Below are 21,614 nucleotides of genomic sequence, written 5' to 3'. Positions count from 1 at the left end.
CTCACCGAGGCATGGTCCCTACGCTGGTATGTGAGGTCGGCGCCGTGTAGGCCGCCGCTGAATCTGCTTGTGCCACCCGAGCACCATGCCAGTCACTGGCGGCGCTTTCGCCGAGCGGCACGCCTCCCTGGGCGAGATCGGCGGAAATCGCCTGGAGTTGCTCGTCGTTCGCGGCCACGATGGGCAGGCGCGGGTCGCCGATGTCGAAGCCGCGCAGCCGCAGCGCCGCCTTCGCGAACGCGACCCCGCCGACACGGGACATCGCCCGGAGAACCGGCAGCATGCCGCGGTGGTTGGTGCGCGCGGTCGAGGTGTCGCCGGATTCGTAGGCGTCCATCATGCTGCGAATCCGGCCCGCCACGACGTGCCCGATGACGCTGACCACGCCGGTGCCGCCGACGGAGACCCACGGGAGGTTGAGGCCGTCGTCGCCGGAGTAGTAGGCGAGCTGGGTGTTCGCGATGACCTCGGAGCCGGCGATCAGGTCGCCCTTGGCGTCCTTGACCGCGAGGATGCGGGGATGCTCCGCCAGCCGCAGCAGCGTGTCGACCTCGATGGGGACGATCGAGCGCGGCGGGATGTCGTAGAGCATCACCGGCAGCTCGGTGGCGTCGGCGACGGTGGTGAAATGCGCGTAGAGCCCGGCCTGGCTTGGCCGCGAGTAGTACGGCGTGACGACGAGGATGCCGTGGGCGCCCGCCGCTTCGGCCTGCTTCGCCTGCTCGATGCTGTGCGCGGTGTTGTTCGTGCCAGCCCCGGCGACGATCGTCGCGCGGTCACCGACGGCCGCGACGACCGCGCGGATCAGCTCGGCCTTTTCGGCGTCGGTCGTGGTGGGGCTCTCCCCGGTCGTGCCGTTCACGACGAGACCGTCGTTGCCCAGATCCACGAGGTGTTCGGCCAGCTCCTGCGCCCGCTTCAGGTCCAGCGCGCCGTCGGCGTCGAAGGGGGTGGCCATCGCGGTGAGCACGCGCCCGAACGGTCTTCCCGGCGCTGCGGTAGGTGGAGTGGACATGCTGTGAAGGTACCTCCTGCGGCCGTTCGACCCCTTGCCGACGTGGTCATTCCCGAGAATGCGGGAGATTTTCCGCGACGAAGGCGAACTCGGCGCAAACTCTGGCGTGAGCTATTTGACCTTGGTGGTGATCTGCGCGGGGATCTGGCTCCCGTCGGTCTTGGCGAGCAGGCAGAGGTAGCCGCGCGAGTAGCCAGGGTCGTCCTCGTTGGGCGGCCGGTTCCATTCGGCTTCGGTCGGCACCACGGGACGCCAGATCAGCGTCGAACGCTGCTCCGCCGGGACGACGTTCGAGTTGAAGGTCGCCGAGCACAGCGACTCGGCGATCCGGTTGACCGCGTCCGCGCCGGGATACACCGCGACCTGGGCGTCGTCGTCCGAATAGGACTGGACTTCGAGCAGGCTGCCCTTGGCGAAGACCTCCAGCAGGTGGTCCTTGCCGCAGCTGATGCCGTCGTTCAGGTTGACGCCCTCTTTGAGCGGCACGTTGTAGCAGTCACCGGAGGAACCGAGCTTGATCTGCCCGTTGATGCCGTAGGTCAGCGTGGGCTGCGCCTGATTGTTCCCCTCCGGCGCGGCCATCCAGCGACCCAAGAAGATGCCGCCGACCAGGGCGGCGATCACGGCGACGGCGGCCAGGCCGAGCCACAGCGGACGGAGGTTGCGCTTGGCGGGTGCGGGCGCGGGTGCGAGCCGGGTCATCGGCTGGCCGGACTGCGGCATCATCGCGGTGCCGCCCGAGGGCGGGGTCGGCTGGGCCTGCACGCCCTGCGCGGCCGCGAGCAGGCTGCGCACCTGGTCGTACGACATCCGCGCCTCGGGTTTGGTGACCAGCAGGCCGAGGATCGCGGCGGCCAGCGGGCCCTGGATCCGGGTCAGATACGGCGCCTCGGTCATGATCGCGTGCAACGTCGCGGCGGTGGTCGACCGTTCGAACGCGACGATGCCCTCCGCGGCGAAGAACAGCGTCGTGCCCAGCGACCAGAGGTCGGATTCGGGCATCGCGTCGCGGCCTTCGACGCGTTCGGGCGCCATGAACGCGGGCGAACCGACGATCATGCCGCTGGTGGTCAGGCGCGGGTCGTCGGCGGCGTGCGCGATGCCGAAGTCGGTGAGCTTCACCCGGCCGTCCGGCGCGACCATGATGTTCGCGGGTTTGACGTCGCGGTGCACGATCCCGGCGGCGTGCGCGGCCCGCAGCGCGGACAGCACCCGCTCCCCCACCAGCGCGATCTGCTGGGCGGGCAGGGGGCCGCGGTCGCGCACCAGGTCGGCCAGCGTCGGCGCCTCGACCAGTTCCATCACGATGTAGGTCGCGCCGTTCTCGGTGACGACGTCGTACACGGTGACCACGGCCGGATCGTTGAGACGACCGGCGGAGCGGACCTCGCGCAGCATCCGCTCCGTGAGCACCGAAGCGTCCTCGGGCGCGTTCGGGAACTTCAGCTCTTTGATCGCCACCTGACGGCCGATCACCTGGTCCTGCGCGCGCCAGACGATGCCCATCCCGCCGCGGCCGAGCTCGCCCAGCAGGGCGTATCGGCCGGCGACGATCCGCGCGCCGGTGGCCTGCTGCGTCTGCTGGGGCGGCCCGTACGGACGGGTCTGTTCGTCGGTCAAGGTTCGGTGCTCCTTCGGTTCGCGCAGGATGCTAACTCGGACCCGTTCGCGCGCCGAAAGGTTCCTTCTCCGAGCTCGTGGATCAGACCGTGACCTCGTGCCCGGACTCCCGGAGCGCCTTCACCGCGCGCTCCAGCTCGGGAGCCCGGACCAGCACGTGGTCGGTGTCGAAGGTGGACATCGAGAACAGCGCCACCCCGGCGGCGGCCAGTTCGCTCGACAGCGCCGCGATGATGCCGGTCAGCGTGAAGGCCAGCGGCCCGCGGACCGACAGCCATCGCCAGCCGTCCTCGACCGTGGCCCCGGCAGGCGCGAGACCGGCCGGGCAGATCACCGAAAGCTCCTCCGGGGTCCGCGTGATGGAGATCAGCACGGGCTCGCCGGGGTCGAGCAGATTCGCCGGTATCGGCGCGTCCGGGGCGAGGCGGGCGACCGCGTATTCGCCGGGCCGGACGTCGATCGCGAGGCGTCGCATCAGCCCTCGAGGACCTTCGGGCTGGACGCGACCTCGGTGCCGTCGGGCAGCGCGGAGATGGTGAAGTCCGCGAACACGTTGCCCGAGGCCTTCTGCAGCTCGCGCAGGCAGTCGATGGCCAGGGCGCGGATCTCGACGTCGGCGTGCTCGGTGGCGCGCATCGCGATGAAGTGGCGCCAGGCGCGGTAGTTGCCGGTGACCACGATGCGGGTCTCGGTCGCGTTCGGCAGCACGGCGCGGGCGGCCTGGCGGGCCTGCTTGCGGCGCAGGGTCGCGCTCGGCACGTCGGCGAACTTCTCCTCCAGCCCGGCGAGCAGCTCGGTGTAGGCGTCGACGGCGGCCTGCGAGGCGGCGAGGAACTTCGCGTGCAGTTCCGGGTCCTGCGCGATGACGTCGGGCTCGACGAACGCGGCGTCACGCTCCGGGACGTAGCGCTGCGAAAGCTGCGAGTAGGAGAAGTGACGGTGGCGGATCAGCTCGTGCGTCAGCGACCGGGAGATCCCGGTGATGTAGAAGCTGACGGACCCGTGCTCCAGCACCGAAAGGTGGCCGACGTCGATGATGTGCTCGAGGTAGCCGGCGTTGGTGGCCGTCTTCGGGTTCGGCTTCTTCCACGACTGGTAGCAGGCGCGGCCCGCGAATTCGGCCAGCGCCTCACCACCGTCGGCATCGGTCGACCACGGCACGTCCGACGGCGGGAAGAACTCCGTCTTCGCGATCAGTTGAACCTTGGGTGACACGGTCTCGGCCACGTTCGCACTCCTTTTCGACCCCTGCTCCACGACTCCGGGCAGCGTAACCGCAGCCGTCTTCGACGGCGGGGCGACATCACGGTGACGTCATCGTCGCCTTGACTGACATCACTTGTGACGTCATAGTGGTGTCATGGATCTGACGCCGTACATCACAAGCCTTCGCGAGGACCTCGCGAACACGGCTTCGGCCGGCGACGAGCAGACGCGGCGCGCTGCCGCGCTGCTGTCGTCGGCGCTGGAGCCGGCCGCCCGCCTGACCATCATGAACGCCCTCGCCGACCTGGCCGCCGAAGTGACTTCGGCACTGCCGGGGCACGTCGTCGACGTCCGGCTCGATGGCCGCGACGTGCGCGTCGTCGTCACCGGCTCCGCCGAGGGCGCCGAGCAGTCCGCGCCCCGCCAGGAGGCACCGCGGGAAGCTCCGCGCGGCCCCAAGATCGACACCGGCGACATCACCCGCATCACGCTGCGCCTGTTCGAGCAGGTCAAGGGCCAGGCCGAGGCCGCGGCAGCCGCACAGGGCGTTTCGCTGAACACGTTCGTCTCGCAGGCCGTCCAGGGCGCGCTGGGCAAGAGCGGGAGCGAGCACTGGGACTACAAGCAGAAGCCGGGCGGCGGTGCCGGTTCGCACCTGCACGGCTGGGTCCAGGGCTGAGGGGGACGGAAATGACCGAGGAAAACATTCCCGCCGGTGAAGAGACCGTGCGCGTCGAGGACTTCGAGGCCGAGGGCCCGATCGAGATCGACGTGAGCGTGGCCATCGGCCGGGTGACCATCGAACTGACCGGCGAGAGCGGAATCCACGCCGAAGTCCGCCGGGACGGCGGCGAACAGCAGCCGTGGGTGGACGGGATGACGAGCCTGCTCAGCTGGGTGGGCGAACGTTTCGGCGACCAGCTCGGCGGTTCGCCAGCGGGGTCCGCGGGCGACGCTGTGACGCAGACCCGGATCGAGAAGGTCGGCAACCGGCTGGTCGTCCAGGCGCCGAAGGCCTGGCAGCTGAAGAACGTCCCGCTCGCCGTGACCGTCCGGGCGCCCGCCGGTTCGCATCTGGAAGTGCGGGCGGGGGCGGCCGACGTCACGGTCACCGGTTCGGCCGGACGGGCGGACCTCATGACCGGCGCGGGCAAGATCGGCCTGGAACGGGCCGACGGTTCGGCGATCGTCCGCACCGGCACCGGCGACATCAAACTCGGCCCGACGCTGTCCGGCCTGCAACTGCGCACCGGCAGCGGCTCCGTCGAAGCGTCCTCGGTGAGCGGTTCGGCCACGGTCGCGACCGGCACCGGCGACGTCTGGCTCGGCGAGGTCGCGGGCGAGGTCCTGGCGCGCGCCGGCAGCGGCGACCTCTCGGTGGCGGACGCCGCCTCCGGGACCCTGGAGCTGACCACCGGATCGGGTGAGGTCCGGGTCGGGATCCGCGGCGGTGTTCAGGCGGAGATCGACCTTTCGTCGACGACCGGGTCGGTGTCGAGCGAGCTGGACGTCGCGGAGAGCGCGCCTTCGGAGGTTTCGCTGAAGGTGCGGGCACGCACCGGCACCGGCGACGCGGTGGTGACCAGCGCGGCCGGCTGAGCCGCGGGCCCGCAGGGGGATCGAGGGACCTTTGCTCTCACTTTTCCACGGGGGTGGGAGCGAAGGTCCCTCGCTCATTTCTTGAGCGGGGTCTCCGGGCCACTTGGCCGTCCGGAGGCCTCACACGCCCCGTCCGAATGCTATGAACGGTCCGTTCCTTGCAAATTTTGCAAGGAACGGACCGTTCATAGCATTAGCGAGAGGCCACGAGGGCTCAGCGCACGAGGCGCGAAAGCACCGGAGCGAGATCGCCCCGCTCCCCCACCACGACCCCGTCCAGCCCCTGCCATTCCGCCATCAGCCGCAGTTCTCCGGCAAGCTCGCTCGCGACCCGCGCGACATCCACGCCAGGCTCGGCGAAGGCGCCCTGAACGCGAAGCACCCCGGCGGCCCGATCGCATTTGAGGTCGACCCGGCCGACGAGTTCGCCGCCGAGCAGGAACGGGAACACGTAGTAGCCGTAGATCCGTTTCGGCTCGGGAACGTAGATCTCGATGCGGTAGAAGAAATCGAAGATGCGCTCGGTGCGGGCGCGTTCCCAGATCAGCGGGTCGAACGGCGACAGCAGCGCGCGGCCGGTGACCGTGCGAGGCGCCTTCGCCGCGACGTGCCGGTATGCCGGGGCGGGCCAGCCGTCCACGGTCACCGGTTCCAGGACGCCCGCGTCGACCAGTTCGGCCACCGCCCGCTTGCTGACGTCGGGGCCGAGCCGGTAGTAGTCCCGCAGGTCCGGTTCGGTGCCGATGCCCAGCGCGACGGCCGCCCGGGTGATCAGTTCGCGGGCGCCTTCCTCCGGGCTCACGGTCCGCGACAGGATCTCCGGCGGGACGACGCGTTCGGTCAGGTCGTACAGCCGCTCGAACGAGCGGCGCGTGCCGGTGGTCAGCTGGCCCATGCCGAAGAGCCACTCGCAGGCCTTCTTGACCTCCGACCGCTCCCACCACGAGCCGGGTTTGGAACCACCCGACTCACTCTCCAGAGCGCGCTCGATACCGCCCGCGCCGATCGGCCCCTGTTCCTTGACCACGGTGAGGATGTTGTCCACCAGCTGAGGTGTTTGCTCCAGCACCCGCGCGTAGTTCGTCCACCAGCCCATGCGTTTCGCCCCGGACCGCAGCAGCGGCCAGTCCGTGATCGGCAGCAAACTCGCTTCGTGCGCCCAGGATTCGACCAGCATCCGGGGTTTCCGCGCCGAATGGGACCAGGCCGCGTCGTCCACCAGCGCGGGCTCGTACGCGCCGAGCCGGGAGAACAGCGGCATGTAGTGCGCGCGGACCGCGACGTTCACCGAATCCAGTTGCAGCAACTGGACTCGCGACAGCACGCGTTGCAGATGCCGCCTCGTCACGGCCCCGCCCGGACGTGCCTCGGCGAATCCCTGCGCGGCCAGTGCGATCCGGCGCGCGACCGGCCCGCTGATGGTCGTAGTGCTCATTGCCGGAATGCTGCCATCCACCACCGACAGTTTTCGGCCGCACCGCTAATCTGCGCAACATGGCCGCCGCCGAAGTCCGCCCAGCAGTCGTGTCCGACGCCTCCGAAATCGCGCGCATCCAACGCGACACCTGGCGAAGCGCCTACACCGAACTGCTCGGCGAAGCAGCCGTCGCCGAGCTCGAAGACGTCGAACTCGAGAAGACCTGGGCCGAAACGATCGAGTACCCGGGCACGCGCGTCTTCGTCGCCACCGAAGGCGAGTTCACCGTCGGTTTCTGTGTCGCCGGCCGCGCTCCGGCGAGCGAGGTCGCCACCGCGGACGGAGCGCTGCCCGAGGACGCTTCGACGACGGCGCTCATCGCCTCGCTGCTCGTCGAGCCCCGCTGGGGACGACGCGGGCACGCTGGACGGCTGCTGGCGAACGCCTCCGGTTGGCTGCGCGAGGACGGCGCCACCCGCGGGATCAGCTGGGTCGCCCAGACCGATCACGCGTCACTGGGCTTCTTCCGGCGCGCGGGCTGGTCCCCCGACGGGACGGTCCGGATCCTCGACACCGGAAGCACGAACGTGCGCGAAGTCCGGCTCACCGGTGGCCTCGACCTCGAGCTCGCTCCCTGACTTCGCGAACACCACCCAGCGCATCACCGAGTACATGAAGACGCCTTCGCACGCCCCGGCGATGAGCCGGGAGAGCCGGTAGTCGACGCCCAGCGCGGCCAGTCCCGCGCCGACACCGAGCAGGAACGCCACATAGTTGACGACGATCGCGACGACGTACAGCACCGCTTGTCTGCCGACGGGCGCGTGCGAGCGGAAGTTCATGCCGCGGTTCAGCACGAAGCTCAACCCGAACGCCGTCGCGTAGGCGATCGTGATCGCCAGCCACACCGGCAGACCGAGCCAGCTCCGGAGCAGGGTCAGCAAGATCAGGTCGACCCCGAAGGTGAACCCGTTGATGAGCGCGAAACCGAGGAAACTCGGCGCCACCAGCCGGGAAAGCCCGAAGGGGAGGCGCCGGACCACGGCCGCGCAGAAGTCGGCGAAGCGATCCGCGAAATCCTTGCCGCGGACCGCGTCGTGCACGTCGGCCACGGATTCAGCATGGCAGCGGCAGGTGGCCGCGAGCCGACGAACAGGTGATCTTCTGGTGCGGCCCCGAACCCGGGAACGGGGGCTGTCCCCAGTGCGTCCTGGTTTTCAACTGATAGCTTGGAGAAGACGAAGGTAACGGGGAGGCAACGATGGTGGGCTGGTTGCTCCTGTCGTTCGGCGTCGCCTTCGGTTCGGCGATCCTGCCCGTGGTCAGCATCGAGATGTTCCTCATCGGCCTGTGCGCGAGCCAGCCGACGATGCCGTGGCTGCTGCTCGGCGCCATCGTCGCGGCGGGCCAGGTCGGCGGGAAGACGCTCTACTACCTCGCCGCGAAGGGCACGATCAAACTGCCGAAACCGCTGCACGACCGCCTGCACCGGGAGCGGCCGCCGACCCCGCGCCGGGAACGGTGGCAGGCACGGACCAAGAAGATGCGTGCCCGGCTCGACGCCCTGCGTGAACGCTGCCATCGGCATCCGCACTGGATGGCGGGCACGTACGGGGTGAGTTCGGTCGTCGGCCTGCCGCCGTACATGGCCACGAGTGTGCTCGCGGGGCTGGTCCGGATGCCGCTGACGACGTTCCTGGCCACCGGGTTCCTCGGCCGCTGGCTGCGCTTCAGCCTGCTGGCCGCCTCCCCCGCGCTGTTCGCGGGCTGGTTCCACTACTGAGCCCACGCATTCAGAGGACTAAATGCGGGATATGGCGAACGTGACGTGGTGGGTCGGGTTGGTCGCGAAAGCCACTTTCGCGACCTCTGGCGTCCCGAAAGTGGCTTTCGCGACATGCTCGCCGGACGAGGCCCCGCACTAATCGCGGGAAGCGGCTTCGAGTTCGACGGCACGCCGCATCGTCGCGCGGGCTCGTTTCCGGTCGCCGGCGATCTCGTACGCGTACGCCAGCCGGTACCAGACGCGCCAGTTCTCCTGATCCGCCTCGACCTCGGCCCGGCGCTCGTCGAACCAGGCGTCCGCGGCGTCGCGATCCACCCGGCCCGAAGGCCGCCGAGGCAGGTCGGAGACGTCGGGCAGGCCGCCTTCTTCGTCCAGCCGCCGCGAAAGCCGCTGGATCTGGACGCCGGAACGCCAGGTGGTCACGATGATCCAGACGCCGAGCAGCGGCAGCAGCAGGACGCCGATGCCGAAGAGCACCGGCACCGTCTCACCGGTGCGCACCAACGCGATGCCCCGGCCCGCCAGCAGGACGACGTAGACGGCGAGCGCCGCCGTCATCACCAGCGCGAAGTTGCGGGCCCTCACAGGTCGAGGATGTTCTCGAGACCGACCGTCAGGCCGGGCCGGGTGAGCACCGAGCGCACGCCGAGCAGCACGCCCGGCATGAACGACGTGCGGTGCAGCGAATCGTGCCGGATGGTCAGGGTCTCGCCCTCGCCGCCGAACAGGATCTCCTCGTGCGCCACCAGCCCGGGAAGCCGGACCGAGTGCACGCGGACGTCGTCGACGAGTGCGCCGCGGGCACCGTCCATTTCGGACGTCGTCGCGTCGTCGCCCGGTTCGAGACCGGCCGCGGCACGGGCTTCGCCGATCAGCCGCGCGGTGTGCGCGGCGGTGCCGGAAGGCGCGTCGGCCTTGCGGTTGTGGTGCAGTTCGATGACCTCGGCCGAGTTGTAGAACCGCGCCGCCTGCTGGGCGAACCGCATCGCCAGCACCGCGCCGAGCGCGAAGTTCGGCGCGATGAGCACGCCGAGCGACGGGTCGGCCGCGAGCCACGAGCCCAGCTTCTCCAGCCGCTCCTCGCTGAACCCGGTGGTGCCGACGACGGCGTGGATCCCGTTGCCGGTCAGGAACTCCAGGTTGCCCATCACCGCGTCGGGGTGGGTGAAATCGACGACGACCTGCGCCTGCTTGAGCGCCGACAGGTCGTCACCGGCGTCGAGCGCGGCGACGAGCTCCATGTCGTCGGCGCCGTTGACGGCGTTGACCACTTCCTGGCCCATCCGGCCGCGTGCGCCCAGCACACCGACGCGAATTCCAGCGGTCATGATGCGATCACCTCGTGCAGATCGTCCGGAAGGTCGTCGGCGTGAGCGTACGGCCCGACCACCGCCGCCGCCGACACGCCACCAGGGCGGCGCAGCAGAGTGCGAGCGAGCGCACAGACCTCTTCGGTGGTGACGGCGTCGATCCGCGCCACCGTGTCGTCGACGCCGAGATAGCGACCGTAGTTCAGCTCGTTCTTGCCGATCCGCGACATCCGCGACGAGGTGTCCTCGAGACCGAGCACGAGCCCGCCCCGCAACTGCCCCTTCGCCCGCGCGACCTCGGCTTCGCTCAGCCCGTCCTTGCCGACGACTTCGAGCACCTCGCGGATCAGCCCGGCGACCTCGCCGAGCTTCTCCGGCTGGCAGCCCGCGTACACCGCCATGTGCCCGGCGTCGGCGTAGCTCGCGACGGACGAGTACACCTGGTACGCCAGCCCGCGCTTCTCGCGGACCTCCTGGAACAGCCGCGAACTCATGCCGCCGCCGAGCGCGGCGTTGAGCACCGACTGCGCGAACCGGCGGTCGTCGTGCCGCGAAAGGGACCGCAGGCCGAGCATCACGTGCGCCTGCTCGGTGTCGTCGGTGTGCAGCGCGAGCTTCGGCGCCATCGCGATCCGCGCACGGCCGCCGCGCGGCGCCACCGGTGTCGCCGTGCCGGTCAGCTTGTGCCGCAAAGCCTTGCGCACCAAGCGAAGCACCTGAGTGTGCTCGATGTTCCCGGCGACGGCGAGCACCATCCGCGGCAGCGTGTAGCGGCGACGGTAGAACCCGCGCAGCGCCGACGCGGACATCTCCACGATGGACTTCTCGCTGCCGAGCACCGGACGGCCCAGCGCGTGATCCCCCAGGATCGCGCCGACGAACGTCTCGTGCAGCAGGTCTTCGGGGTCGTCGTCACGCATCGAGATCTCTTCGAGCACGACACTGCGCTCGGTCTCGACGTCCTTGTCCGTGCACAGCGCCTCGAACACGACGTCGGTGACGAGATCCATCGCGAGCGGCAGATCCTCGTCGAGCACCTGCGCGTAGTAGCAGGTGTGCTCCTTCGCTGTGAAGGCGTTGAACTCGCCACCGACCGCGTCGATCTCTTCGGCGATCTGAGTGGCGTCGCGGTTCGTGGTGCCCTTGAACAGCAGGTGCTCGAGGTAGTGCGCCGCGCCCTCGACCGACGAAGGCTCGTCACGGGATCCGACCCCGACCCACAGCCCGACCGTCACCGACCGGGAGGCGGGCACATGTTCGGTGATGACCCGCAGCCCTCCGGCGAGCACACTGCGCTTGACCACCGCACCGTCCGAAGTGGACTCCAGCGTGCGGGTGCTGCCGACGGGCTGTTCGTGCCCAAAGATCTGACGAGCCAACGGATCCCTTACTCACATGTCATGAAAGGGTCGTTCAGGACGAAAAATGTCCTGAACGACCCTTTCATGACGTTTCACATCGATCTGGCCGGACCTACTGTGCGTCGACCTTCGGAGCGTCGGCCTTCTCGCCTTCGGCCGCCTTCGCGTCCTTGGCGTCCGCCGTGTCCTCTTCCTGGACCACGATCAGGCTGATCTTGCCGCGGTTGTCGATGTCGGCGATCTCGACGCGGAGCTTGTCGCCCACGTTGACCACGTCTTCGACCTTGTTGATCCGCTTGCCGTTGCCCAGCTTCGAGATGTGCACCAGGCCGTCCTTGCCCGGCAGCAGCGAGACGAACGCGCCGAACGCGGCCGTCTTCACCACGGTGCCGAGGAAGCGCTCGCCGACCTTGGGCAGCTGCGGGTTGGCGATGGCGTTGATCTTGTCGATCGCCGCCTCCGCCGACGGGCCGTCGGCCGCACCGACGTAGATCGTGCCGTCGTCCTCGATGGAGATGTCGGCGCCGGTCTCCTCGGTGATCGAGTTGATCATCTTGCCCTTCGGGCCGATGACCTCGCCGATCTTGTCCACCGGGATCTTCACGCTGGTGACGCGCGGGGCGTACGGGCTCATCTCGTCCGGGCCGTCGATCGCCTCGGCGATGACCTCCAGGATGGTGAGGCGAGCGTCCTTCGCCTGCTTCAGCGCGGCCGCGAGGACCTCCGACGGGATGCCGTCGAGCTTCGTGTCCAGCTGCAGCGCGGTGATGATGTCCTTGGTGCCGGCGACCTTGAAGTCCATGTCGCCCATGGCGTCCTCGGCACCGAGGATGTCGGTCAGCGCGACGTAGCGGGTCTCGCCGTCGACCTCGTCGGAGATGAGGCCCATGGCGATGCCGGCGACCGGCGCCTTCAGCGGGACACCCGCGTTCAGCAGACCCATGGTCGAGGCGCAGACCGAGCCCATCGAGGTGGAGCCGTTGGAGCCCAGCGCCTCGGAGACCTGACGGATCGCGTACGGGAACTCGTCACGCTTCGGCAGGACCGGGACCAGGGCGCGCTCGGCGAGCATGCCGTGGCCGATCTCGCGCCGCTTCGGCGAACCGACGCGGCCGGTCTCGCCGGTGGAGAACGGCGGGAAGTTGTAGTGGTGCAGGTACCGCTTCGTGGTCTCCGGGGAGAGCGAGTCGATCTGCTGCTCCATGCGGAGCATGTTCAGCGTGGTGACGCCCAGGATCTGGGTCTCACCGCGCTCGAACAGCGCGGAACCGTGCGCCCGCGGGATCACGGCGACCTCGGCGGCGAGCGACCGGATGTCGGTCAGGCCGCGGCCGTCCATGCGGATCTTGTCCGTGAGGACGCGCTTGCGCATGATCTTCTTCGACAGGGCCTTGAACGCCGCGCCGATCTCCTTCTCGCGGCCCTGGAAGGCTTCGCCCTCGCCAAGGCCGATCTTCTCCAGCACCGCGGCCTTGACCTGGTCGGTCGCGTTGTCGCGGTCCTGCTTGCCCGCGATGGTCAGGGCGTTGGCGAGGTCGTCGGTCGCGATGGCGGCGACGGCGTCGAACGCGTCCTGCTCGAAGGCGAGGAAGACCGGGAACTCACCGGTCGGCTTGGCGGCGACGTCGGCCAGCTGCTGCTGGGCCTCGCACAGCACCTTGATGAACGGCTTCGAGGCCTCGAGGCCCTCGGCGACGGCGATCTCGTCCGGCGACTTGCCGCCGTCCGCGATCAGGTCGAGCGTCTTGTCGGTGGCCTCGGCCTCGACCATCATGATCGCGACGTCGTCACCGACGATGCGGCCGGCGACCACCATGTTGAAGGTGGCCTCTTCCAGCTGCTTCCAGGTCGGGAACGCGACCCACTGGCCCTCGATCAGCGCGACGCGGACGCCGCCGACCGGACCGGAGAACGGCAGGCCGGCGATCTGGGTCGAGGCCGAAGCCGCGTTGATCGCGAGCACGTCGTACGGGTCGTCCGGGTTGAGGCTCTGGACGGTGATGACGACCTGGATCTCGTTGCGGAGACCGTCGGTGAACGACGGGCGCAGCGGCCGGTCGATCAGGCGGCAGGTCAGGATCGCGTCGGTCGACGGGCGACCCTCGCGACGGAAGAACGCGCCGGGGATGCGTCCGGCGGCGTACATCCGCTCCTCGACGTCCACGGTCAGCGGGAAGAAGTCGAAGTGGTCCTTCGGGTGCTTCGAGGCGGTGGTCGCCGAGAGCAGCATGGTCTCTTCGTCGAGGTACGCGACGACAGCGCCTGCGGCCTGACGGGCCAGACGGCCGGTCTCGAAGCGGACGGTGCGGGTGCCGAAACGGCCGTTGTCGATCACGGCTTCGGTTTCGTGCACGGTGACTCCGGTGGAGTCGGTCATATGGTGTATCTCCTCTTTTGATCCTCTGTAACGGCGCGAGTCTCCCACCCTGGGACCTGTTTCGCCTGCGGACGCTCGAGGAGTGATGCCGGTCTTCGATCGAAGCCCCCGGGCCGTTGCCCGGGAACCACTACCGAGGACCGGCGGACGGTTCCTCGTGCGCGCTCGCGCCACGCTCTTCGAAAAGACAGAGCTTCGGTGTACTTGGACCGAGGGGGAGCGACCGTCGTGGTCACTCCCCCTCGGGTTCAAGCTATCGGCGCAGGCCGAGACGCTGGATCAGCGCACGGTAACGCTCGATGTCCACCTTCATCACGTAGTTCAGCAGCCGGCGGCGGCGGCCGACCAGCAGCAGAAGCCCGCGACGGGAGTGGTGGTCGTGCTTGTGAGCCTTGAGGTGCTCGGTGAGGCCGACGATGCGCTTGGTCAGCAGCGCGACCTGGGCCTCGGGGGATCCGGTGTCCGAGTCGTGCACGCCGTACTCGGCAAGGATCGTCTTCTTTTCTTCGGTGGACAACGCCACTGTGGTGCTCCTAGATATCTGTGCCGTGCGGCCCGGACGATGTCTTCACGCCGGGTGAGACGGTCACGGCCGCCACGGACTGCAGCCGGACCCGATCATCAAGGCTACCAGCCTCGTGATCAGCGGCTTCAGGCGCGGGCGTGGTCCAACGCGTACGACCGGATCATCCGGTAGCGCGACGACCCCTGCTCATGGTCACTGCTCATCAGAACGGCCTCGGTCGCCGTCCAAGTCTCACTGGTGAACCCGGCAAGCCGCTCCACCCACGCGCTCGCGGCTTCCGGCCGGTCGCGGGGAAAGCGGGCCAGTGTCAGGTGGGCCACGTACGGCCTGCCTTCATTCCCCGCACCGGCCTTCGTGGCCAGCTCGTGGAGCCCGGTTCCGGCAACACTCAACCACAGCACCCCGGGGAATGTCGCGGCCTTTTCCAGCCGGAGGTCGATCGAACCCGCGCCCGCCAGCCGCCCGGCGAGCCGTTCGCCTCGCTCGTCCGCGTCGTCCTCGCCGTAGAAACCGAGGGTGATATGCCAGCTTTCCCGCGTTGTCCAGCGGAAACCTTCGTCTTCGGGTGTACCCAGCGCGGCGGCGACCTCGTCGAGGACACCGTCCGGCGGGATCAACGCACTGAAGAGGGTCATGGGCGCGCGACTCGCGTCAGGATCCGTTCCTCGCGGCGCGGCGCAGCAGGTCCGCCAGCGCGGGGAAGTCGTCGTCGAGCACCTTCGCGGCTTCGGTGAGGTCTTCGTCCTCGCCGATGTCCCGCAGCGCCACGAGCACCCCCTGGTCGTCGGCGACGGCGCCGACCGGGATGCTGTCCCTGCCCACCGTCGGCCGCGAATCGCGGACGTCTTCCAGTGCCTCCTGCATGGCCTTGCGGTCCCCCGCGGCGACCGCCGGCACCAGGACCTTGCGCTCCAGCATGATCATCTTGGCGAGTACGACCGGGTTCCCGATCTTCGCGCGGCGCCCGCTCATCACCTGGCTGAGCATGGGCGCGCTGATGCCGAGGACCTCCGCGAGGAAGGCCTGGGAGATGTCGAAGGCGACGACCAGTCTCCGCACGCGATCGCCGAGCGGCTCCCCGTACCACTCCTTCTGCAGCGCGATGTTCCGCTGGACGATCTTGTGGTCCTCCACCTGGTCCGCTCCCCTAACCCCATCGAACGCCATGCGCGGTCCGTGACATCTTGCCACCGGAACGCACGTGGACGGGTGTGTTTGCCGATTGTCATCCGGCCAAGGCCGAAACGATCAGTCCTGCTCGCCGAGCAGGTCCCTGGTCCGGGCGACGTCCTCGTCGATCTGCTTCACCAGGCCCTCCGACGTCGGGAAACGGACCTGATCCCGCAGCTTGGCGACGAAATCGAGCGCGACGTGCTGCCCGTAGAAATCCTCGTCGATGTCGAGGACGAAGGCCTCGACGGTGCGCTCCCGGCCCGAGAAGGTCGGGTTGGTCCCGACCGACACGGCGGCGCGCAGCCGTCGGCTGGAATCCGACGAACGGGTGAACCAGGCGCTGTAGACCCCGTCGGCGGGCACCGCCGCGAAACGCGGCGTCGACAGGTTCGCCGTCGGGTATCCGAGATCGTGTCCCCGGCCGTCGCCCCGGACGACGATGCCCTCCAGCCGGTGTGGCCTGCCGAGCGCTTCGGACGCCGCGATGACGTCTCCGGCGTCGATGCACGAGCGAACGTAGGTCGAGGAGAAGGTGATCTCGTTCTCGGTCTGCTGTTGCGCGAGCAGCCCCTGCAATTCCGCGCCGTAGGCCACGAAGCCGAACCGCTTCCCCAGCGTGCGGAGGAGATTGACGTCACCGGCGGCCTTGGCGCCGAAGGTGAAGTTCTCGCCGACGATCACCGCGGCCGCGTGCAGTTTGTCCACGAGGACCTCGTGCACGAACTCGTGCGCTGTCAGCCTGGACAGTTCCAGCGTGAACGGCAGCACGCAGAAGACGTCGACGCCCATTCCCTCGACCAGTTCCGCCTTGCGGCGCAACGTGGTCAGCTGCGCGGGATGGCTGCCCGGCCGGATCACCTCCGACGGATGCGGGTCGAAGGTGAGCACCACACTCGGCACGCCGCGTTCGGCGGCGGCGCGGACCGTCCTCGAGATCAGCTCCTGATGACCGCGGTGCACGCCGTCGAAGACGCCGATCGTCACCACGCACCGTCCCCAGCTCCCGGGAAGGTCACCCAAACCACGCCAACGCTGCACTTGTGCCCCGTCTCCTCCAGGCTTGCTTCGTGCACCACCCTAAGCGGGCAGCAACACGACCACCGAGCGGGCCAGTTCGCCTTCGTCCGCGGCGAGTGCGAGCACCCGGCCGTCCGGTCCGAACATCCCGTAGGTGCCCTCGATCCCGGCCGCGGGCACCCTCTGTCCATATCGGACCGCCTGTGCCATGCGGACGTCCAGATCGCGGCGCGGGAACGCGGCGGCGACGGCGGCGTCGAGGTCCAGCGACAGGTCCGGCTTGTCTTCGAGCTGATCGAGAGTGCGGGCCTTGGCGAGCGTGAACGGCCCGACCGTGGTGCGCCGCAACGCGAGCAGATGCCCGCCGACGCCGAGCCCGGCGCCGAGGTCGCGGGCCAGCGCCCGCACGTAGGTCCCGGACGAACATTCGACGACGGCGTCGAGTTCGATCCGGCCGGCCTCGCGGCGGGTGGCGAGCAGATCGAAGCGGTGCACGGTGACCGGACGCGGCGGGATCACGACCTCTTCGCCGGCGCGGACCCTGGCGTACGCGCGTTTGCCGTCGATCTTCACCGCGCTGACCGCGCTCGGCACCTGCTGGATGTCGCCGGTCAGCAGGGCGATCCCGGCGGCGATCGCGTCGTCGGTGATCTTCTCGACCGTTTCCGGGGCGGCTTCGGCGATCGGCTCGCCCTCGGCGTCGTCGGTCGTGGTGGACAGTCCCAAGGAGAGGGTCGCGAGGTAGGTCTTGCGGTCCAGCGCGAGATGGCCGAGGAGTTTCGTCGCGCGTTCGATGCCGAGCACCAGCACGCCGGTGGCCATCGGGTCGAGGGTGCCGGCGTGCCCGACCTTGCGGGTGCCCATGAAGCGCCGCGCCCTGGCGACGACGTCGTGGGAGGTCATCCCGGACGGTTTGTCGACGATGACGAGACCGGGCGGCGGAGCGGGACGTTTCTTGGCGGGAACCTGATTGGGGCGCGACACGGGCCGAACCCTATCTTTCGGGCCTTCGCCTAGGACGAGACGGGCATCGGCGCTTCGGCGTCCCAGCGGCGGCGCCGGATCTGCACCGGGATCTCCTCGCCGCGGGCCTCGGCCTCGAACAGCACGGCGCGGGTACGCCGCCACCACACGAGCATCCGGAAGGTGCCGAACGCGAGCACCACCATGACGGACAGCAGCGCCAGGCGGAACGTGCCGCCCGTCCACTCCAGCAGCACGCCGACCGCGAGCGCCGAGATCGTCGTGGCGACGAACCCGCCGACGTTCACGACACCGGTCGCGGTGCCGACGCGCGAGAGCGGGTTGTAGTCCCGCGCCAGCGCGAAGCCGATCATCGACGCGGGGCCGCCGAGGGAGAGGAACGCGAACGCGGGGACCAGGACCGCGACCGGGACCGTCCCGTTCCAGCCGAGCAGCACCGCCCACATCACCGCGGCGCCGCCGATGTACCCGCCGACGAGCGGCATCCGCAGCGACGGCCGCCGTCCGATCAGGCCGCCGACGATCGGGCCGCCGATCATCGAGCCGAACACGAAGACGATCAGCAGCGAACTCGCGGTGGACTTCGGATATCCCTGTCCCTGCACCAGGAACGGGACTCCCCACAGCATGGTCAGCACGTTGGGGGCGAACATCGTGCTGAAGTGCACCCAGAATCCGAGCCGGGTCCCCGGGGTGCGCCACGCGTCGGCGACCTGGCGGCCCAGCACCTTCGGATGCACCTTTTCGCGGACGGGCTCCGGCACACCGCGCGGGATGTCCTCGACGCGGAGAGCGACGACGGCGGTGTACAGCGCTGTCACCAGGCCGACGGCGAGGAACGTCGGGGTCCAGCCGGGGCCGTCGAGCAGTAGACCGAGCGGAAGGGTCGCGGCGAGGTTGCCGACGTAACCGATCGCCCCGGTCAACGCGGCGAGCAACGCGTACTGCCGGCCGGGGAAATGCGCGGCGATCAGCCGCAGGATGCTCACGAAGGTCAGCGCGTCACCGAAACCGACGACGGCGCGGGCGAGCAGGCCGAGCGGGTAGGAATCGGCGACCGCGAGCAGGAGCTGGCCGAGACCGAGGAAGAACACGGCGCCGGTGAGCACGCGGCGCGGGCCGTAGCGGTCGACGAGGACGCCGGTGGGGATCTGCATCGCGGCGTAGACGCCGACCTGCAGCACGGTGAACGTGCCGAGCGCGGCCGCGCCGACGCCGAAGCGGTCGGCGGCCTGGAGCCCGGCGACGCCGAACGACGTGCGGTGGAAGACGGCGAGAAGATAGACGGTGACGGCGGCGAACCAGATGAACCAGGACCGGCGGGTGGCTCGGCCTGTCACAGTGATTCCTCCTCGAGGACGGCTCCGGGCAACAAGAGACGCCCGCGCTGCCGCCTCATATAGTTGTAGCTCCTAAGCAACGGCGAAACATAGCCGTTACCCGGGTGGTTTTCGCCACACGCTTTCCCCTGCCCGCGTTTAGTCCTCTGGATGCGGTACTTGCGTGCGCAACTACCGCATCCAGAGGACTAAACGCGGGGGAAGATCAGGACGCGCGGACGGCGCCTTCCACGGCCCATCGCCCCGAGCGCCACCGCACCAGCAGGGTCGCCAGCCGCAGCAGCATGAACAGCGAGAGCCCGGTCCAGATCCCGGCCAGTCCCCAGCCGAACGCGAGCGACAGCCAGACCAGCGGCAGGAACCCCAGCGCCGCGCTCAGCAACGTCGCGTTGCGCAGGAAGGCGGCGTCGCCGGCGCCGAGCAGGACGCCGTCCAGCGCGAACACCACCCCGGCGATCGGTTGCAGCGCGACGAAGAACCACCACGCGTGCGGGATCTGCCCGAGCACGGCCGCGTCCGAGGTGAACACCTGCGGCAGCACCCCGGCCACCGACGCGAACACGACGCCGAGGAAACAGCCGAATATCAGGCCGTACAGGGTGATCTGGTTCGACACACCGCGCGCCCGTTTGCTCGCACCGGCGCCGAGGGCGGCGCCGACGAGCGACTGCGCGGCGATCGCGAGCGAGTCCAGGACGAGGGCGAGGAACGTCCACAGCTGGAGTACGACCTGGTGCGCGCCGACCGCCTCGGTGGACGTCCGCGCGGCGACCGCGGCGGCGGAGACGAAGCACGCCTGGAAGGCGAGACTGCGCAGCACCAGGTCGCGGCCGAGGCCGAGCTGGGCGCGCATCACCTTCGGCTCCGGGCGCAGCCCGACCCGCTCCCGCACCAGTGCCACGATGAACAGCGACGCCGAGATCACCTGCGCGACGACGTTCGCGATCGCCGAACCTTCCAGTCCCCAGTCCGCGCCGTACACCAGCAGCGGGCACAGCACGGCGGAGATCCCGTTGCCCGCCAAGACATAACGCAACGGTTTCGCGGAGTCCTGCACACCGCGCATCCAGCCGTTGCCCGCCATCGTGATGAGGATGAACGGCGTCCCGAACAGCGCGATCCGCAGCCAGGAGACGGCCGCGTCGGTGATCGCGGCGTCCCCGGAGAGGACCCGGGCGATGGGCGCGGCCAGCAGCTGCCCGGCGACGATCACGACCAGTCCGACGATCACCGCGAGCCAGGTCGCCTGGACACCTTCGCGGACCGCGTCGCCACGACGTCCGGCGCCGTGCAGCCGCGCCGTCCGCGACGTGGTGCCGTACGACAGGAACGTCAGCTGGCTCGAAACCTGCGACAGCACGACACCGCCGACCGCGAGCCCGGCCAGCGGCAACGCGCCGAGATGCCCGACGACGGCCGTGTCCACCAGGACGTACAGCGGTTCGGCCGCGAGGACGCCGAGCGCGGGCACGGCGAGGCCGAGTACGCGTTTCGGCGGGACGCGCTCGTCGAGTTCGGAAGCTTCAGGCACCACCGCAGACTAAAGGTCGGCCGCGGTCACTCGAACGGCTCGTGTGGCGAACGGGGTGATCACGTCCGCCTGCCGCGCAGCATCCGGTCTCCGGCGTCCACATAGGACTCGAAGAATTCGGCGACCTCCTCCAGTCTGGCCTCGGCGGGCTCGCCCTCGGCGGATCGGGCTCCACTCCGGAGCACCCGGACGAAGGCGCGGGTCCGTTCGTGACTGGCGGCGAGGAGCTGCTCGAATCCGCTCACCGCCTCGATGAGCAGACGGCGGCTTCCCGGCTGCGGGATGGTCCTGGCGAGTCCCCACGAGACCAGCTCGCGGACGGCCACGCTCACCGCCCCTTTGCTGAGACCGAGTGCCGCGCCGAGCTCGTCCAGTGACACGGGACCGGAGCCGAGCAGGAGCTGTCCGTAGACCCGGCCCGTCGTTCGGGGCAGGTTCCACGACCCGAGGAAGTCGCCCATGGCCGTGACGAACCCGGCGCGGTCTTCGGCGGCCGTCATGCCGGGGGCTCCGCGTCCCAGCCGTCGATGATGGCCCTGATGGCCTTGGTCGTCGCCTCCGCCGCGTCCAGGGTGACCACGTGCCCGGCACCGGGGATGACGTGCTCGGTCACGCCTTCGGCCCGCGCCCAGCGGGGCATCGCGGACGCGATGTTTCCGGTGCTGTCGCCGTCGCCGCGAACGAGGCCGAGCGGAACCGGCGAGCGGTACCCCGGTTCCGGGGCGACGAGTGACACGGTGGCTCGCCAGACGTCGAGGAACACACGTTTGGGCATCCGGGCGAACACCGCTTCGCAGTCCGCGATCCCCTCCGGCGTCTCGGCCGAGGCGCGGGCCATGATGCCCGGCAGCCGCGACGCGGGGATCAGCGCCAGCGCCGGGGCGGCGAGCTTCAGCAGGAGCCGCTCCCCCGGGCCGAGCGGACCGGCGTTCCAGGTGGATCCCACGACGATGAGGCCGTGGGCGCGCTCGGGAAGGCGGCGGACGAGCGCCTGCGCGAGGTTCCCGCCGAGCGAATGCCCGATGAGGATCGGCCGGTGGAGCTCGAGGTGATCGAGCAAGGCGATCAGGTCGTCGAGCGCCGCCGTCGCGGTGAAACGGGCGCCCGGTGCGAGGCTCGACTCGCCGTGCCCGCGTTGGTCCCAGCTGACGACCCGGTGGCCCGCCTCGTGCAGGGCCTCCGCCTGCGCGTCGAACATCCGGTGGTCCATCCCGGCGCCGTGGGTGAAGACGATCGGACGCCGCTCCCCCGGGAGGTCGCCGTAGCGCAACTCTCCGCCGTCCCGGTGCAGCACCTGGCTCATATTCAGCATTTTCCGAATATAGCAAATCAAGTAACCAGATGTCGCAATC

General features: G+C 69.5%; 22 protein-coding genes and 1 pseudogene. 4 read left to right on the top strand and 19 right to left on the bottom strand.

The features are described from left to right. Window position 1 precedes the first annotated feature (1 nt). From dapA to thyX, 4 genes are all read right to left on the bottom strand, one after another. Window positions 2-1,015 carry a 4-hydroxy-tetrahydrodipicolinate synthase gene (gene dapA, locus DMH03_RS19115; protein WP_125793370.1) on the bottom strand — a complete coding sequence of 338 codons (1,014 nt, stop codon included), beginning with the start codon at window positions 1,013-1,015 and terminating at the stop codon, window positions 2-4. A 111-nt stretch (window positions 1,016-1,126) separates the two neighbouring features. Then, window positions 1,127-2,635, bottom strand: a complete 1,509-nt coding sequence (locus DMH03_RS19110) for a serine/threonine-protein kinase (RefSeq protein ID WP_125793369.1) — start codon at window positions 2,633-2,635, stop codon at window positions 1,127-1,129. Window positions 2,636-2,717: 82 nt separating this feature from the next. Then, window positions 2,718-3,110 carry an ACT domain-containing protein gene (locus tag DMH03_RS19105; protein ID WP_125793368.1) on the bottom strand — a complete coding sequence of 131 codons (393 nt, stop codon included), beginning with the start codon at window positions 3,108-3,110 and terminating at the stop codon, window positions 2,718-2,720. Beyond that, on the bottom strand, window positions 3,110-3,862 hold the full coding sequence (gene thyX / locus DMH03_RS19100; RefSeq protein WP_005156312.1) for an FAD-dependent thymidylate synthase: 753 nt from the start codon (window positions 3,860-3,862) through the stop codon (window positions 3,110-3,112). Before thyX ends, DMH03_RS19105 begins: the two co-directional genes overlap by 1 nt. Before the next feature lie 133 nt (window positions 3,863-3,995). Between thyX and DMH03_RS19095 the strand changes: the two genes are divergently transcribed. Both DMH03_RS19095 and DMH03_RS19090 read left to right on the top strand, forming a co-directional pair. Further along, window positions 3,996-4,520, top strand: a complete 525-nt coding sequence (locus tag DMH03_RS19095) for a toxin-antitoxin system HicB family antitoxin (RefSeq protein ID WP_125793367.1) — start codon at window positions 3,996-3,998, stop codon at window positions 4,518-4,520. Between the two features lie 11 nt (window positions 4,521-4,531). Next, window positions 4,532-5,440, top strand: coding sequence for a DUF4097 family beta strand repeat-containing protein (locus tag DMH03_RS19090; RefSeq protein ID WP_125793366.1), 909 nt, complete (start codon window positions 4,532-4,534; stop codon window positions 5,438-5,440). A gap of 214 nt (window positions 5,441-5,654) precedes the next feature. Here DMH03_RS19090 and DMH03_RS19085 read toward each other — a convergent pair whose 3' ends face one another. Beyond that, entirely contained in the window at window positions 5,655-6,875 is a 1,221-nt protein-coding gene (locus DMH03_RS19085; protein WP_125793365.1) for a winged helix-turn-helix domain-containing protein, read from the bottom strand. Window positions 6,876-6,934: 59 nt separating this feature from the next. Between DMH03_RS19085 and DMH03_RS19080 the strand changes: the two genes are divergently transcribed. After that, the gene (locus DMH03_RS19080; protein WP_233611559.1) at window positions 6,935-7,495 is read left to right on the top strand and encodes a GNAT family N-acetyltransferase; all 561 of its coding nucleotides are present in this window, start codon (window positions 6,935-6,937) and stop codon (window positions 7,493-7,495) included. Between the two features lie 66 nt (window positions 7,496-7,561). On the opposite strand, the pseudogene DMH03_RS42585 reads toward DMH03_RS19080, so the two are convergent. Next, window positions 7,562-7,864, bottom strand: a pseudogene (locus DMH03_RS42585) (GtrA family protein); the annotation flags it as partial. A gap of 254 nt (window positions 7,865-8,118) precedes the next feature. Here DMH03_RS42585 and DMH03_RS19070 point away from each other — a divergent pair. Beyond that, window positions 8,119-8,640 (top strand): YqaA family protein, encoded by a 522-nt coding sequence (locus tag DMH03_RS19070; RefSeq protein WP_199748930.1) that lies wholly within the window; start codon window positions 8,119-8,121, stop codon window positions 8,638-8,640. 138 nt (window positions 8,641-8,778) lie between these two features. Here DMH03_RS19070 and DMH03_RS19065 read toward each other — a convergent pair whose 3' ends face one another. From DMH03_RS19065 to DMH03_RS19005, 13 genes are all read right to left on the bottom strand, one after another. Next, on the bottom strand, window positions 8,779-9,228 hold the full coding sequence (locus DMH03_RS19065) for a tetratricopeptide repeat protein (protein ID WP_125793363.1): 450 nt from the start codon (window positions 9,226-9,228) through the stop codon (window positions 8,779-8,781). Further along, window positions 9,225-9,971 carry a 4-hydroxy-tetrahydrodipicolinate reductase gene (gene dapB / locus DMH03_RS19060; RefSeq protein WP_125793362.1) on the bottom strand — a complete coding sequence of 249 codons (747 nt, stop codon included), beginning with the start codon at window positions 9,969-9,971 and terminating at the stop codon, window positions 9,225-9,227. The genes DMH03_RS19065 and dapB overlap by 4 nt, the downstream gene beginning before the upstream one ends. Further along, window positions 9,968-11,332, bottom strand: a complete 1,365-nt coding sequence (locus DMH03_RS19055; protein WP_125793361.1) for a pitrilysin family protein — start codon at window positions 11,330-11,332, stop codon at window positions 9,968-9,970. The genes dapB and DMH03_RS19055 overlap by 4 nt, the downstream gene beginning before the upstream one ends. Window positions 11,333-11,426: 94 nt before the next feature. After that, the gene (locus DMH03_RS19050; protein ID WP_125793360.1) at window positions 11,427-13,691 is read right to left on the bottom strand and encodes a polyribonucleotide nucleotidyltransferase; all 2,265 of its coding nucleotides are present in this window, start codon (window positions 13,689-13,691) and stop codon (window positions 11,427-11,429) included. Window positions 13,692-13,944: 253 nt separating this feature from the next. After that, a complete protein-coding gene (gene rpsO, locus DMH03_RS19045; RefSeq protein WP_072028105.1) occupies window positions 13,945-14,214 on the bottom strand; it encodes a 30S ribosomal protein S15 in 270 nt (89 codons plus the stop codon). A 128-nt stretch (window positions 14,215-14,342) separates the two neighbouring features. Beyond that, complete coding sequence (gene thpR / locus DMH03_RS19040) at window positions 14,343-14,852, bottom strand: RNA 2',3'-cyclic phosphodiesterase (protein WP_125793359.1); 510 nt, start codon at window positions 14,850-14,852, stop codon at window positions 14,343-14,345. A gap of 16 nt (window positions 14,853-14,868) precedes the next feature. After that, window positions 14,869-15,351, bottom strand: a complete 483-nt coding sequence (locus DMH03_RS19035; protein ID WP_125785266.1) for a helix-turn-helix transcriptional regulator — start codon at window positions 15,349-15,351, stop codon at window positions 14,869-14,871. Between the two features lie 114 nt (window positions 15,352-15,465). Next, the gene (locus DMH03_RS19030) at window positions 15,466-16,428 is read right to left on the bottom strand and encodes a bifunctional riboflavin kinase/FAD synthetase (protein WP_125785265.1); all 963 of its coding nucleotides are present in this window, start codon (window positions 16,426-16,428) and stop codon (window positions 15,466-15,468) included. Window positions 16,429-16,467: 39 nt separating this feature from the next. Further along, window positions 16,468-17,391 carry a tRNA pseudouridine(55) synthase TruB gene (gene truB / locus DMH03_RS19025; protein ID WP_125793358.1) on the bottom strand — a complete coding sequence of 308 codons (924 nt, stop codon included), beginning with the start codon at window positions 17,389-17,391 and terminating at the stop codon, window positions 16,468-16,470. Window positions 17,392-17,420: 29 nt separating this feature from the next. Continuing rightward, entirely contained in the window at window positions 17,421-18,731 is a 1,311-nt protein-coding gene (locus DMH03_RS19020; RefSeq protein ID WP_199748929.1) for a nitrate/nitrite transporter, read from the bottom strand. 205 nt (window positions 18,732-18,936) lie between these two features. Beyond that, window positions 18,937-20,265: an MATE family efflux transporter gene (locus DMH03_RS19015; RefSeq protein WP_370310837.1), complete on the bottom strand. Its 1,329-nt coding sequence runs from the start codon at window positions 20,263-20,265 to the stop codon at window positions 18,937-18,939. Window positions 20,266-20,321: 56 nt separating this feature from the next. Continuing rightward, the gene (locus tag DMH03_RS19010) at window positions 20,322-20,762 is read right to left on the bottom strand and encodes a GbsR/MarR family transcriptional regulator (protein ID WP_125785261.1); all 441 of its coding nucleotides are present in this window, start codon (window positions 20,760-20,762) and stop codon (window positions 20,322-20,324) included. Beyond that, window positions 20,759-21,574 (bottom strand): alpha/beta fold hydrolase, encoded by an 816-nt coding sequence (locus DMH03_RS19005; RefSeq protein WP_125793355.1) that lies wholly within the window; start codon window positions 21,572-21,574, stop codon window positions 20,759-20,761. The genes DMH03_RS19010 and DMH03_RS19005 overlap by 4 nt, the downstream gene beginning before the upstream one ends. Window positions 21,575-21,614: the final 40 nt, after the last annotated feature.

Source organism: Amycolatopsis sp. WAC 01376, assembly GCF_003947415.1.
GTDB lineage: Bacteria > Actinomycetota > Actinomycetes > Mycobacteriales > Pseudonocardiaceae > Amycolatopsis.
Note: the sequence above shows the minus strand (reverse complement) of the source record. Positions and strands in the feature narration are given on the sequence as shown.